A 13,039-nucleotide genomic window follows, 5' to 3' on the forward strand; every position below is an offset into this window, starting at 1 on the left:
TCCCGCTCCCCCGCCGCCCCGCCGACCCGGGGCCGCGCGCCACGGCTCGCCCGGCGCCCGGCCGCGCGACCACCTCCCAGCGGGTGCTCCACCAGCTCGTGCGCCGGGAGCTGCGCACGCTGGCCGACGTCGCGTCCTGGGCGCCCGACGGCGAGTGCGCCCGCACCCGGGCGCTCACCCGCCACGCCGGACTGGTGGCCCGGCTGCTGCTGCACCACCACGCCGTCGAGCGCGACGCCGTCTGGCCCGCCCTCCTGCGCAGCGCGCCGGAGAGCGCCCGCCCGGCGGTGGCCGCCGCCGTCGCCGGCTGGACCGGCTCCTGCGCGCGCATCGACGCCGCGCTGCGCGACCTGGACACCGCGGCCCGCCAATGGGCCTGCTCCGGCAGCGCCCGCGCACGGGCGACCTTCGCCCTCGCCTGCCGGCGGCTGGCCGACGACGTCGACGCCCAGACGGCCGACGAGGAGTCGACCCTCCTCCCCCTGCTCGACACCCACCTGACCGACGCGGGGTGGGCGGCCACCACCCGCTCCGCCCGCTGCGGGCTCTCCGGGCGGGACCGGCTGCTCGTGCTCGGGCTCGCCCTGGAGGACTGCAGCGCCGTCGACCGCGCCCGCCTCCTCGGGGGCCTGCCGGCCGGCACGCGGCTGGCCTGGCGGCTCTGGGGCGGCGGGCGCTACCGCGCCGCCGTCGTCCGGCTGCGCGGCGCCCCGCCCGCCGCCTGAGCCCTCGCCGGCCGGCACCGGGTCAGCAGCGGGACGTCCCGCAGTCGCGGCAGCGCTTGCGCGCGCTCAGCTCGCGCCCGTGGCAGTTGTCGCAGACCCACGTGGTGCGCTCCTTCGTCGCGGTGCTCATGGCCGGTCCTCCCCTCGTCGTCGTGCCGACGACGCTAGGGAACCGGTGTGTCCGCGAGGTGTCCGCAGAGTTGCGATGGAACGCAAACTAATCCGCTGGGGGTCAGCGGCGCCCCGCCGCGAAGGGCCCCTGCAGCGCCGCCCACTGGAGCAGCATGATCGTCTTCGCGTCGGCGATCCGGCCGTCGGCGACCATCCGCAGCGCCTCGTCGAACGGCAGCTCCACGACCTCGATGTCCTCACCCTCCTCGGCGAGCCCGCCGCCGTCGGCCGTGCGGTCGGCCGTCGTGTAGGGGGCGGCGTAGAAGTGCAGCCGCTCGGTCACCGACCCGGGGCTCATCCAGACGTCGAAGACGTGCTCGAGCTCACCCACCGTCACGCCCAGCTCCTCCTCGGCCTCCCGGCGGATCGCGGTCTCGGCGTCGTCCTCGTCGAGCAGGCCGGCCGCGGCCTCCAGGAGCATGCCGTCGGGGTGCCCGTTGAAGTACACCGGGAAGCGGAACTGCCGGGAGAGCAGGACGGTCCCGCGGACGACGTCGTGCAGCAGGATCGTCGCGCCGTTGCCGCGGTCGTAGGTCTCCCGCGCCTCGGTCACCCACGTGCCGTCCGCGCGGCGGTAGTCGAAGGTGGTCCGGCGCAGCACGTGCCAGGCGGTGGCCACGAGCTCGACGTCGGTGACCCGCACCCGCGGGTTGCCGTCGAGGTCGCGGCCGGTGCGGTCCAGGCCGGTGCGGCCGCGGGAGTCGGGGACGTCGATACCGGGAATCTGCGCCACCCCCGCGACGCTAGTGCGCGAGGCACGGCGCCCGGGCGGGTCCGCGTGCGCAGAATGAGCAGCTGCCCGGGCGGCACGCGACGCCCCACGAGCACGAGAGAGCGAAGAGGTTGTGACGACAGTTCGTGCGACCGGGTCCCCCGACGACGGGATCGCGGCCGAGCAGGCCTACGTCAGCGCGCTGCACCAGCGGCTCGACGAGGTCCGGGCCCGCACCGTCGCGCGGCTCGACGAGGCCCTGGCCACCGTGCCGCACAACCCCCAGGCGGTCGGCGAGCGCGAGGCCGCCGTCGAGCTGCACAGCCAGCGGATCGTCGCGCTCGACGCCGCCGACAGCGGGCTGTGCTTCGGCCGCCTCGACCGGCACGGCACCGACGTCCCCCGGTACGTCGGCCGGATCGGTCTCTTCGCCGAGGACGGCGGCGCGGAGCCGCTGCTGGTCGACTGGCGCGCCCCCGCGGCGCAGCCCTTCTACACCGCCACGCCCCTGCACGACCTCGGCGTGCGGCGCCGCCGGCACATCCGCACCCGCGGGCGCACCGTCGTCGCCGTCACCGACGAGACCCTCGACCTCTCCGACCCCGACCTCGCGCAGCGGTCCGGGGTGGCCGGCGAGTCGGTGCTGCTGGCCGCGCTCAACGCCAACCGCACCGGCCGGATGAACGACATCGTCCGCACCATCCAGGCCGAGCAGGACCGCATCATCCGGGCCGACCACCGCGGCGTGCTGGTCGTGCAGGGCGGCCCCGGCACCGGCAAGACCGCCGTCGCCCTGCACCGCGCGGCCTACCTGCTCTACACCCACCGCGAGCGGCTGGCCCGCAGCGGGCTGCTGATCGTCGGCCCCTCCCCGACCTTCCTCGGCTACATCGCCGACGTGCTGCCCTCCCTCGGCGAGACCGGCGTGGTGCTCACCGACATGGGCGGGCTGCGGCCGGGGCTGGAGGCGCACGCGGCCGAGGCCCCGGAGGTGGCCGTGGTCAAGGGGCGGCTGGCGATGGTCGACGTCGTCACCGCCGCCGTGCGCGACCGGCAGGCCGTCCTCGACGCCGCGGCGACCGTCACCGTCGACGGGACGCCGCTGCGCTTCACCAAGGCCGATGCCGCCCGCGCGCGCAGCCGTGCCCGGTCGGTCTCCCGGCTGCACAACGAGGCCCGGCCGGCGTTCGCCCGCGCCGTCGTCGACCTGCTCGCCGGCAAGTACGCCGACAAGCTCGGCGCGAACGTGCTCGACGGCGGCAACCTGCTCGGCCGGGGCGATCGGGACGCCCTGCGGCAGGAGGTCGCCGCCGAGCCCGCCGTGCACGCGCTGGTCGACCGGCTGTGGCCGCGGCTGACCGCCGAGCGCCTGCTGCGCGACCTCTTCGCCGACCCCCGGCGGCTGGCGGCCGCGACCCGCGGCTGGTCCGAGGCCGACCGGGAGCTGCTGCGGCGTCCGGCGTCCGCCCCGTGGACCCCGGCCGACGTGCCCCTCCTCGAAGAGGCCGACGAGCTGCTCGGCGTCGACGACAGCGCCGAGCGGGCCGCCGCCCGCCGCGAGCGGCAGCGCCGGCTGCGGCACGCCCAGGAGACGCTCGACCTGCTGCACGGCTCCCGCTCGACGGACTGGGAGACCGAGGACGAGTCCGAGGAGCTCTCCGCCGGCGACCTGCTCGACGCCGAGGGCCTGGCCGAGCGGCAGGAGGTCGGCGACTCCCGCTCCACGGCCCAGCGGGCCGCCGCCGACCGCACCTGGACCTACGGGCACGTCATCGTCGACGAGGCGCAGGAGCTGTCGGCGATGGCCTGGCGGGTGCTGCTGCGCCGCTGCCCCACCCGCTCGATGACCCTGGTCGGCGACGTCGCCCAGACCGGGTCGGCGGCCGGGGCCAGCAGCTGGGCCGAGGTGCTCGAGCCGGCGCTGGGCCCCCGCGACCTGCGCGGCTGGCGCCTGGAGGAGCTCACCGTCAACTACCGCACGCCCGCCGAGATCATGGACGTCGCCGCCGACGTGCTCGCCGCGGGCGGCGCCGCCACCTCGCCGGCCCGGTCGGTGCGCTCCACCGGCGAGCAGCCGTGGGCCCGCGCGGTCGCCGAGGAGGAGGAGCTGGTCGCGGCCGTCGCCGAGGCCGCCGCGGAGCTCGACCGGGAGGAGGGCACCCTGGGCGTCGTCGTGCCGCGCAGCCTGCTGGCCGCCGTCACCGACGCCGTCCGCGCGCGGGTGCCCGCCGCCTCGGCCGACGGCGACCTGACCGCCGGGCCCGTGGTGCTCACCCCCGAGGGAAGCAAGGGCCTGGAGTTCGACTCGGTGCTCGTCGCCGACCCGGTCGGGATCCTCACCGAGGGCGTGCGCGGGCACAACGACCTCTACGTCGCGCTCACCCGGGCGACGCAGCGGCTGGGCGTGGTGCACGCCGGCGAGCTCCCGCCGGAGCTGAAGCGGCTCGAGCCGCGCTGACCGGCGGGGCTGCTGCTCCGCCCGTCTCGCGTCGTTGCCCGGAGCCAGGTGAGCCGTTCCCACGCGGGTCGAGCCGCCCCACCGGCGGTCGAGCCGCGTCCTGGTGCGGCCCATGGGTCGGTGGCGCGGCTCGACGTGTCCTGCGAGCGCACCGGCGGGGTCGCTTCCCGCCCGCAGTCACCGTGCCGCCGGGACCAGCCGGCGCCGACCGGCCGGACCGCGGTCTCGCTACAGCGGCAGTAGCGTTCCGCCCATCCGGCGGGGGCAGAACGCTGCTGCCGCTGCAACGACTGCTCGCCCATGACCGGCTGGGTACGCGCGGCCTCAGGTCGTGCCGCGCACCCGCAGGACGACGCCGCTCTTCGGCCGGGCCGGGATCCGGTGCAGCGCGATCGTGAGGTCCTGCTCGGGCACCTCCCACTCCAGCCGCGCGAGCCGCACCGCGAGCGCCGAGAGGAGCGCGACGGTGATCCGCTCGCCCGGGCAGCGGTGGTTGGTGCGCGGGTCCCCGCCGCCCTGCGGCACCAGCTCCCACTCCCCGATCTTGCGGCCGAGGAACCGCTCGGGGCGGAACGCGTAGGGGCTGTCCCAGAGCGCCGGGTCGTGGTTCTGGCCGTAGAGGTCCAGCAGCACCATGGCGTTGCGCGGGATCTCCTCACCGGCGAACTCGTTGCGCTCCGGGGAGCGGCCGCCGATGAACGGCGCGAAGGGGTAGAACCGCCGCACCTCGTGGGCCCACGCCTCGGCGTAGGCCGGGTCGCCGCCGGCCAGCCTCTCCCGGTTCCCCGGCCAGCGGATCAGCGCGTGCCCCGAGAACGCCATGAACCAGGCGACCGCCGTCGTCGGCCGGATGACGTTGAGCAGCTCGACGGCGGCCACGTCGGCCGGCAGCTGGGTGCCGTCGGCGTCCCGGTGCCGCGACACCACGTCGACCGCCGACCCCTCCGGCACCTCCGCCTGCCCGCTGCGCACGTCCCGGACCAGCTGCTGCAGCCACCGCTCGCGGCGGCCCCGGGCCCGGCGCGCCCGCACGTGGCGGGGTCCGCCGGTGGCGAACCCGTCGACCATGGCGATCATGTCGCGGGCCAGGCCGGGGACCTCGCCGTCGCGCACGGGGACGCCGGCCCACCGGGCCACCGAACCGGCCAGCACCCGGCTCGCCTCGTCGAACAGCACGATCTCCGAGCGGCGCGACCACGACGGCAGCGCGGCGTCCCAGGCGGCGGTCGTCCGCTCCACCAGGGAGGCGATGCCGTCCTCGCGCATGAGCAGCGCGACGAACATCGCCTTGCGCACCCGGTGCACCTCGCCGTCGAGCGTGTGCACGGCGCCCTTGCCGAACAGGGTGCCCTGCACCGGCTCGGGGATGGCGTGCGAGCGCCGCACGTGGTCCTCGTCGTAGAGGAAGCGCGCCGCCTCGGGACCTTCGATGCCGACGGCCGGCAACCCGCCGAGCCGCACGCCGACCGCCGCCTTCCCCGCCCGCCGGCGCTCGTCGGGCAGCCAGGCGTAGCCCTTGGACAGCAGTTTCAGGCTGTTCTCCAGACGTGGCATGGGGCCTGCCTGCCCATCCGCGGCACCGGGCAACCGCTCAGCCCGGCCGCTGCTCCTGGGTCCGGTCGTCGCGCGGGCGGGTGGCGACGTCGGCGGGCGGCTCCGCGCCGTCCCCGCCGCAGCTGCCGTGGCCCAGCCGGCGGAGCAGCGCGGCGACCTCCTGGCCGACCGTGGAGGAGCCGTCCCGGGGCAGCGCCGCGGGGACCCCGGCCAGCGCCTCGGCGAGGCGCCGCTCCTCCTCGTCGAGCAGCCCCCGGTAGGCGGGGTCGAGCAGGTAGCCGGTGGGAGGCGTGGACAGGCAGCCGATGAGGTCCAGCAGCACCTCGAGGCGCCGCGCGGCCTCGGCCGGTGCGGCGTCCGCGGGGCACATCGCCACCGTCTCCACGTCCCGCTCCCACAGCCGCGCGCGGGCCGCGTCCTCCTGCAGCGCCAGCACGGTGCCGGTGCGCCGGGCCGTCCCCGACCCCTGGGTCTGCAGCGCCGTGCGCACCTGGTGGGCGATCCGGATGAGGTCGTCGTCGAGCATCGAGGTGCCCACGAAGAGGACGTGCCGGGTGAGCAGCAGCGAGTGCAGCACCCCGGCCAGCGCGGCGCCGGTGTTGCCGAACTGCAGGTACTCCTCGCGCGTCAGCACCACGCTCGCCGGGTGCGCGGCGTCCCCGTGCAGCTTGAGCAGCCACGGTGCTCCCGGCCGGGCCTCGTCGTGGGCAGCACGGTCACCTCGCGGCCGATGTCCCCGGCGGCGAGCTCCACCAGCGGGTCGTAGTTCGTGGTGACGAACTCCTGCACCGGGAGGTCGGCGATCAGCGCGTGCGCCAGGGCGTAGGGGCCCGGGCCGAAGCGCGACTCGACGAAGGTCGCCAGCTCGTCGGCCCCCAGCTCGCGGGCGAGCAGCGCCGCGGCGTCCTGGGCCGGGAGCCGGGCGAGCCCGGCGCGCAGCGCGTCGTCCAGACCCGACCGGGTCGCCAGCTCGTCCACCAGCTGCTCCCACGTCGGCAGCCCGGCAGCGGCGCTGACGCCCGCCCCGATGAAGACCGCCAGCTGCCCGCGGCGGGCGCGCTCGCCGAGGTCGACGGCCAGCTCCCGCAGGTGACCGGGGAGGTCCCAGCCGCCCTCCTCGCCGCGCCGCACCCGCTGGGCGGCGGCGAGGTCGCTGGGCCGCCGCAGCACCAGGGCGACGTCGACGCCGTGCTCCTCGGCCGCCTCGCGCAGCACCGGCAGCAGCTGCTGCAGCAGCGCCCCGCGCTCGCCCGCGGCCCCGCCCCAGCCGGTGCCGAGCGCCGGCAGCCCCACCAGCCGGCGGGCGCGCCCGTGCACCGGCTCGCGCACCTCCCGCCGGGCGACGGCGGCCAGCGCCTCGCGGGCCCCGTCGAGCAGCCAGGCCAGCCCGCGGCCCCCCGTCCCGTCGGTGCCGCCGTCGACGGTGTCGACCAGCCAGGCCCGCCGCGGGCCGTCCCCGGGCACCTCGAGCACCCGCTCGTCACCGGTCCACGACAGCGCGACGCAGTCACCGTCGGCCTGCCGGTCGGTGATCAGCTCGTCGGGCAGCACGGAGCACCAGCCGCGGGCGACCCGCAGCGAGCGGTCGGTGGGCACCAGGACGTCGTCGCAGGCCAGCCGGGTCAGGTCCGCCCCGACCACGAAGACGTGTCCGCTCACGGGCGGGCCCATACCCAGGGCCCGCCCGGCATGTGCGCCGGGGTCAGGCCCCGCAGCCCCCTGCGCCGCAGGCGCACCCGCCGCAGCCGGACGGGGCCGGCGCCGGCGCCGCGGCCACCGACCGCAGGTTGGCCGCACCGATGAGCAGCGGGACGCCGAGCACCGCGACGGCCAGCGCGGCGACCACGGTGGCGACGTCGGCGGCCCGGTCCCAGTCCTGGAGGAACCCGGTGACCACCAGGAGGCCGGTCACCAGCACCGACCAGACCAGCAGCGCCTGCCCGCCGCGCCGCGCCGCTCCTCCGCGGCCCAGCAGGCCGAGGGAGGTGCCGAGCAGCAGCAGGGGGACGCCGACGAGGAGCACCGTCGAGGAGGCCGACGCCGAGGCGACCGCGACGGCGAGGCCGGCGGCCCCGGCCACGACCGCCGCCGTGCCGAGGGACCGCGCCCGCCCCGCCACCTCGGCGGGGACGGCCCCCGAACGGGCGCCCCGGAGCAGGACCACCCCGCGCGCGGCCAGGAACAGCCCCACGGCGCCGAGCAGCAGGCGGGCGCCGGAGCTCCAGACGACCGCGACCACCGCGACCACGATCATCGCCAGGCCCAGGGCCAGCCACCGCGGCCAGGTGCGCCGGGCGACCTCGGGGGTCGCCGCGCTGACCGTGCCGGCCGAGAGGATTCCGGTTCCGTTCGCCACGGACCCAGTGTCCCTCACGCCGCGCGCCCGGCGGGGAGGCACCGGGGCGTGGGCCGTGCCACGCTGATCATCTCCGCGTCCCGCGGGAGGACAGAGGTCAGAAGGGCACGGACATGAGCGTGCAGGGCAGTGCCCCGTCGGCCGCCGGTGCGGCCGGGCGGGCCGGGAACAGCGACGGCCTCGAGCACCTGGCCCGGGTGGGGCTGGTCGCCTACGGGCTGGTGCACGTGCTCATCGCCTGGCTGGCGCTGCAGCTGGCATGGGGGCGTGCGGGTGAGCAGGCCGACCAGTCCGGGGCGCTGGCCACCCTCGCCGAGCAGCCGCTGGGCGGGCCGCTGCTGTGGGTGCTGGCGGTCGGGCTGATCGCGCTGGCCCTCTGGCAGGCGGCCGAGGTGCTCCGCTGGCGGCACGGCTGGTCGGCGTCGGGCTCGGCGCGCACGACGGCCGTGCAGCGGAGCGTCAAGGCGGTGGCCAAGGCGGTGGTCTACACCGCGCTCGCCGTGCTGGCGATCCGCTTCGCCACCGGGGGCGGGCAGTCCGGCGGCGGGTCGCAGCAGCAGGCCGCCGCCGGTGTCTTCGGCTGGCCCGCCGGCCGCTGGCTCGTCGGCGCCGCGGGGCTGGTCGTGGTGGGCGTCGCGGTCTACCTGGTGCACAAGGGCGTCACGAAGCGGTTCCTGAAGGAGATCGACCTGAGCGGCTGCTCCGCCTCGGCCCGGCGGCTGGTCACCCGGCTCGGCCAGGTGGGGTTCCCGGCCAAGGGCGTGGCCCTGGGGCTCGTCGGCGGGCTGCTCGTGTGGGCGGCGGTGACCTTCGACCCCGCCAAGGCATCGGGCCTGGACGGCGCCCTGCACACGGTGCTGACCGCGCCCGCGGGGCCGGTGCTGCTCACGCTGATCGCCGTCGGGATCGCCGCCTTCGGCGCCTACTGCTTCGTCCGCGCCCGGTACCCCGAGCGCACGTGAGCCCTCCGGCGCCGTCGCTCCGGGCGCTGGGCCATCGTCTGCACGACGTCGTCGTCCGCATCCGCCGGGTCACCGACCACCCGGTGCTCGTGCACCTGGCCCGCGCGGGCCTCATCGCCTACGGCGCGATGCACCTGCTCATCGCGGTGCTGGCACTGCGCATGGCGATGGGCCTGCGCGGCGCCGACGCCGACCAGACCGGCGCGCTGCTCGTCGTCGCCGGTGGGCCCGGCGGCCGGTTGCTGCTGGTCGCCATCGGCCTGGGCATGCTGTCGCTCGCCGTCTGGCAGGCCGCCGAGGTGCTGCTCTGGTGGCACGGGCTCCTGGACGGCGAGCACCGGGTGCGCACCGCCGTCGTCTGCGCCAAGTGCCTGGCCAAGGGGGCGGTGTACGGCGTCCTCGGGCTGACCGCGCTGCTGTTCGCGCTCGGCTTCCAGTACGAGGCCGACGAGCGGATGCGCGAGCTGGCCGGGGAGACGCTGCTGGTCCCCGGTGGGGCGGTCCTCATCGGCGCGGTCGCAGCCGGGGTCGTCGCCGTGGGCGGCTACGTCTTCGTGCGCGGCTGCACCGGCGGCTTCATGCGGGACATCGACCTGCCGGCGGCGCCGGACCGGTGGGAGCCGGCGATCGAGGTGCTTGGTCGGATCGGCTACCTGGCGAAGGGGGGCGCCTTCGTGCTGGTCGGCGTCCTGCTGTGGCAGGCGGCCACCTCGCACGACGTCTCGACAGCCACCGGCCTGGACGGCGCGATGACGGCTATCGCGGGGGTGGGCGCCGGGCCGTGGCTGCTCGGCGGGGTCGCGGCCGGGTTCGCCGCGTTCGGGGTCTACGCCCTCGCCCGCGCGCGGTACCCCGACCGCGACCCCTCGTCCTAGTTCTTGGGACCGCCGGCCACGTAGACGACCTGACCCGAGACGAAGCCGGCGCCCTCGCTGACGAAGAAGGACACGGTGTGCGCGATGTCCTCGGGCACACCGGCGCGCGCGACCGGGATCGCCGCCGCCCGCTTCTGCACGTAGGACTCCCAGTCCTCGCCGATCCGCTCGGCGGTCGCCTTGGTCATCTCGGTCTGGATGAAGCCCGGGGCGATCGCGTTGGCGGTGACCCCGAACTTGCCCAGCTCGATGGCGAGGGTCTTGGTGAAGCCCTGCAGACCGGCCTTCGCCGTGGCGTAGTTGGCCTGGCCGCGGTTGCCCAGCGCCGAGGTGCTGGACAGGTTGACGATCCGGCCCCACTTGGCGTCGATCATGTGCTTCTGCGCCGCGCGGGTCATGAGGAACGAGCCGCGCAGGTGCACGTGCATGACGATGTCCCAGTCGGCGTCGCTCATCTTGAACAGCATGTTGTCCCGGGTGACCCCGGCGTTGTTCACGAGCACCACCGGCGGGCCGAGCTCGGCGGCGACCCGGTCGACGGCCGCCTGCGCCTGCTCGGCGTCACCGACGTCGGCCCCCACGGCCAGCGCCCGGCCACCGGCGGCCTCGATCGCCTCGACCGTGCCGCGGGCGTCGTCCTCCTTCAGGTCGAGCACCGCGACGGCGAAGCCGTCCTGGGCCAGCCGCAGGGCGGTGGCGGCGCCGATGCCGCGAGCGGCCCCGGTGACGATCGCGACGCGGGCGGTGGACTCGGACATGCAAGCTCCTTGGGAGAGGTGGATGGGGCGGCCCCGCAGTGGGGTGCTTACACGCGCTCGAACAGCGCGGCCAGCCCCTGGCCGCCGCCGATGCACATCGTCTCCAGGCCGTAGCGGGCGCCGCGCCGGTCCATCTCGCGCAGCAGCGTGGCCAGGATCCGGCCGCCGGTCGCGCCCACCGGGTGGCCCAGCGAGATGCCCGAGCCGTTGACGTTGGTGCGCTCCCAGTCGGAGTCGGTGAAGCCCCACTCCTTCGCGACGGCGAGCACCTGGCTGGCGAACGCCTCGTTGAGCTCGATCAGGTCGACGTCGGAGAGTTTGAGGTCGGCCTGGGCGAGCGCCTTGGCGGTGGCCGGCACCGGGCCGATGCCCATGGTCTTCGGCGGCACGCCGCCCACCCCGAAGCTGACCAGCCGCGCCAGCGGGCGCAGGCCGAGCTCGGCGGCCTTCTCCGGGGTCGTGACGATCGCGACCGCGGCGCCGTCGTTCTGCCCGGAGGCGTTGCCGGCCGTGACGGTCGCGTCCGGGTCGTTCTTGCCGAGGATGGAGCGGAGCTTGGCGAGGGTCTCGACGCTCGAGTCGGGGCGGATGTGCTCGTCGCGGTCGACGACGGTCTCGCCCTTCCGGTGCTTGACGGTCACCGGCACGATCTCGTCGGCGAACCGGCCCTCGGCGGTGGCGGCCGCGGCCCGCTGGTGGCTGCGGACGGCGTACTCGTCCTGCTCCTCGCGGCCGATGCCGTAGTCCCGCCGGAGGTTCTCCGCGGTCTCCAGCATCCCGCCGGGCACGGGGTGGTTCTGGCCGCCGGCGGTGACCCGGCCGCGGGCCAGCCCGTCCTCCAGCAGCACGCCCGGGCCGGGCTTGACGCCCCAGCGCATGGCGGTCGAGTAGAACGGCGCGTTGCTCATCGACTCGGCGCCGCCGGCCAGGACGACGTCGGAGGCGCCGGACTGCACCTGCAGCGCCGCGTAGATGACCGCCTGCAGCCCCGAGCCGCAGCGGCGGTCGACCTGGATGCCCGAGGCCGTCACCGGCAGGCCGGCGTCGAGGGCGGCGACCCGGCCGAGGGCCGGCGCGTCCATCGTCGGGTAGCAGTGGCCCAGCAGGACGTCGTCCACCGACTCGGGCGGCAGCCCGGTGCGCTCCAGAAGCGCACGGATCACCGTCGCCGCCAGCTCCTGGACGGGGACGTCGCGCAGCGAACCCCCGAAACCGCCGACCGGCGTCCGCAGGGGCTCGCAGATGACCGCATCGCGCACGGTGGTCCTCCTCGTTGGTCCGTTCCCGGCACCCGCTCCGGGCGTCGCGCCCGAGTCTGCCCCGCGGGTGGGGACGGCGCGCCCCCGGCCCCCGGGAGACGGGTCCGGGCGGGGATCAGGAGGCGGCGCCGCCGACCTGCTCGCCGCCGAGCAGCGCCCACAGCCCGGTGATCTGCAGCGGCCGGATCACCGCGCGGTTGGCGGCCAGGACCCGCACGCGACCGCCGGCGGCGAGCGCCTTGCGGTGCGCGGCGGCCAGAGTGCAGAGCCCGGCGGAGTCGAGGAAGGTGACGGCGGTCAGGTCGACGAGGACCTCCCGCGGCGCGGCGGCGAGGACCTCGTCGAGGGCGTCGCCGACCCGGGGAGCGGAGGTGCAGTCGACCTCGCCGGCGACGACGAGGTGCGGCAGGGCCGCGGTACCGGCCACCTCGAGGGCGAGGGGCGCGGACGGCAGGGCGTCCGGCCCGATCGGGACCAGGACAGGGGCGGTGCGCGGACGGTCGGGCGAGGGAACGGTCACGGGTTTGCCTCTCGGGCTGGAACCGGACCAGTGAGCCTGCGGGACGCGAACGACACGACGACCAGCACTGGAACTGCGGCTGCTCCTTGAACCGCACCCCGACCGTAGGCACCGGCGGAGCGGGGCGCAAGGGTCGCCGCCGCACCCGGCGGGGCCGTGTCCGGGGCAGCTCCGCCGCCACCTCCGTCCGCCGACGGATACTGGTCCGGTGACCGAGCCCCGCCCCGCGTCCCGCCGACCGTCCGCGCCGCTGGTCGTGAGCGGCCTCCTGGCGCTCGCCGTCGCGGTGGGCGCTTTCGTCGTGCTCGACCCGATCCTCGCGGCCGCCGTCGCGATCGGGGCGCTCACGGTCCTGGCCCTGGCGGCGGCCGCGCGGAACTGGGAGTCGCACGCGACGTTCGAGGAGCGGGAGCTGGCCCGGGCCCGCCGCCGCAAGGAGAGGTGGGAGAGCAACGCCGACGCCCGGGCGCGCGACCGCGCCCGCTGGGAGGCCCACCAGGCCCGCAGGGCGGCGCGGGACTCCTCCTCGCGGTAGCGACCGGGAAAACCCGTCGACGTCGCGGCGCCCGCGCCCTAGCCTCCCTCCTCATGCGGTACTCCGTGCGACTGCGCACCTCCTGAGCTGACGCGCCGCGGGCCGTTCCCCCGCCCGCCGTCCGCGCCCGGTCCGCCCGGGCGCGGACGGCGGG

At 76.6% G+C, this 13,039-nt stretch carries 13 protein-coding genes; 5 read left to right on the top strand and 8 right to left on the bottom strand.

From position 1 onward, the window contains the following. On the top strand, positions 1 to 725 hold a 725-nt coding region (locus E9529_RS19525; protein WP_236832932.1), incomplete at its 5' end, for a hemerythrin domain-containing protein. Between the two features lie 232 nt (positions 726 to 957). Here E9529_RS19525 and E9529_RS19530 read toward each other — a convergent pair. Further along, positions 958 to 1,629 carry an NUDIX domain-containing protein gene (locus tag E9529_RS19530; protein WP_236832933.1) on the bottom strand — a complete coding sequence of 224 codons (672 nt, stop codon included), beginning with the start codon at positions 1,627 to 1,629 and terminating at the stop codon, positions 958 to 960. Positions 1,630 to 1,741: 112 nt separating this feature from the next. Here E9529_RS19530 and E9529_RS19535 point away from each other — a divergent pair, with 112 nt between their 5' ends. Beyond that, positions 1,742 to 4,066: an ATP-binding domain-containing protein gene (locus tag E9529_RS19535; RefSeq protein ID WP_236832934.1), complete on the top strand. Its 2,325-nt coding sequence runs from the start codon at positions 1,742 to 1,744 to the stop codon at positions 4,064 to 4,066. Positions 4,067 to 4,390: 324 nt separating this feature from the next. Here the strand turns inward: E9529_RS19535 and E9529_RS19540 are convergent, their stop codons facing one another. The 4 genes from E9529_RS19540 to E9529_RS19555 are packed head-to-tail and all read right to left on the bottom strand — an operon-like array spanning position 4,391 to position 7,976. Beyond that, positions 4,391 to 5,620 (bottom strand): cytochrome P450, encoded by a 1,230-nt coding sequence (locus E9529_RS19540; protein ID WP_236832935.1) that lies wholly within the window; start codon positions 5,618 to 5,620, stop codon positions 4,391 to 4,393. Between the two features lie 37 nt (positions 5,621 to 5,657). Next, positions 5,658 to 6,296 carry an SIR2 family protein gene (locus E9529_RS19545; protein WP_236832943.1) on the bottom strand — a complete coding sequence of 213 codons (639 nt, stop codon included), beginning with the start codon at positions 6,294 to 6,296 and terminating at the stop codon, positions 5,658 to 5,660. After that, positions 6,248 to 7,279, bottom strand: a complete 1,032-nt coding sequence (locus E9529_RS19550) for a hypothetical protein (protein ID WP_236832944.1) — start codon at positions 7,277 to 7,279, stop codon at positions 6,248 to 6,250. Before E9529_RS19550 ends, E9529_RS19545 begins: the two co-directional genes overlap by 49 nt. A gap of 43 nt (positions 7,280 to 7,322) precedes the next feature. Further along, positions 7,323 to 7,976 carry a hypothetical protein gene (locus tag E9529_RS19555; protein WP_236832936.1) on the bottom strand — a complete coding sequence of 218 codons (654 nt, stop codon included), beginning with the start codon at positions 7,974 to 7,976 and terminating at the stop codon, positions 7,323 to 7,325. Positions 7,977 to 8,089: 113 nt separating this feature from the next. Between E9529_RS19555 and E9529_RS19560 the strand changes: the two genes are divergently transcribed. Next, positions 8,090 to 8,938 carry a DUF1206 domain-containing protein gene (locus E9529_RS19560; RefSeq protein ID WP_236832937.1) on the top strand — a complete coding sequence of 283 codons (849 nt, stop codon included), beginning with the start codon at positions 8,090 to 8,092 and terminating at the stop codon, positions 8,936 to 8,938. After that, positions 8,935 to 9,813, top strand: a complete 879-nt coding sequence (locus E9529_RS19565) for a DUF1206 domain-containing protein (RefSeq protein ID WP_236832938.1) — start codon at positions 8,935 to 8,937, stop codon at positions 9,811 to 9,813. Before E9529_RS19560 ends, E9529_RS19565 begins: the two co-directional genes overlap by 4 nt. Here E9529_RS19565 and fabG read toward each other — a convergent pair. The 3 genes from fabG to E9529_RS19580 form a co-directional block, all read right to left on the bottom strand. Beyond that, a complete protein-coding gene (gene fabG, locus E9529_RS19570; protein WP_236832939.1) occupies positions 9,810 to 10,571 on the bottom strand; it encodes a 3-oxoacyl-ACP reductase FabG in 762 nt (253 codons plus the stop codon). The two genes, E9529_RS19565 and fabG, sit on opposite strands and share 4 nt — an antisense overlap. Before the next feature lie 47 nt (positions 10,572 to 10,618). Next, positions 10,619 to 11,830, bottom strand: a complete 1,212-nt coding sequence (locus E9529_RS19575) for an acetyl-CoA C-acetyltransferase (RefSeq protein ID WP_236832940.1) — start codon at positions 11,828 to 11,830, stop codon at positions 10,619 to 10,621. A gap of 115 nt (positions 11,831 to 11,945) precedes the next feature. Then, a complete protein-coding gene (locus E9529_RS19580; protein WP_236832941.1) occupies positions 11,946 to 12,350 on the bottom strand; it encodes an STAS domain-containing protein in 405 nt (134 codons plus the stop codon). Between the two features lie 208 nt (positions 12,351 to 12,558). On the opposite strand from E9529_RS19580, the gene E9529_RS19585 reads away from it, so the two are divergent. Then, entirely contained in the window at positions 12,559 to 12,885 is a 327-nt protein-coding gene (locus tag E9529_RS19585) for a hypothetical protein (protein WP_236832942.1), read from the top strand. The last annotated feature ends 154 nt before the right edge of the window (positions 12,886 to 13,039 follow it).

It is taken from the genome of Blastococcus sp. KM273128 (assembly GCF_021698975.1).
Lineage (GTDB): Bacteria > Actinomycetota > Actinomycetes > Mycobacteriales > Geodermatophilaceae > Blastococcus.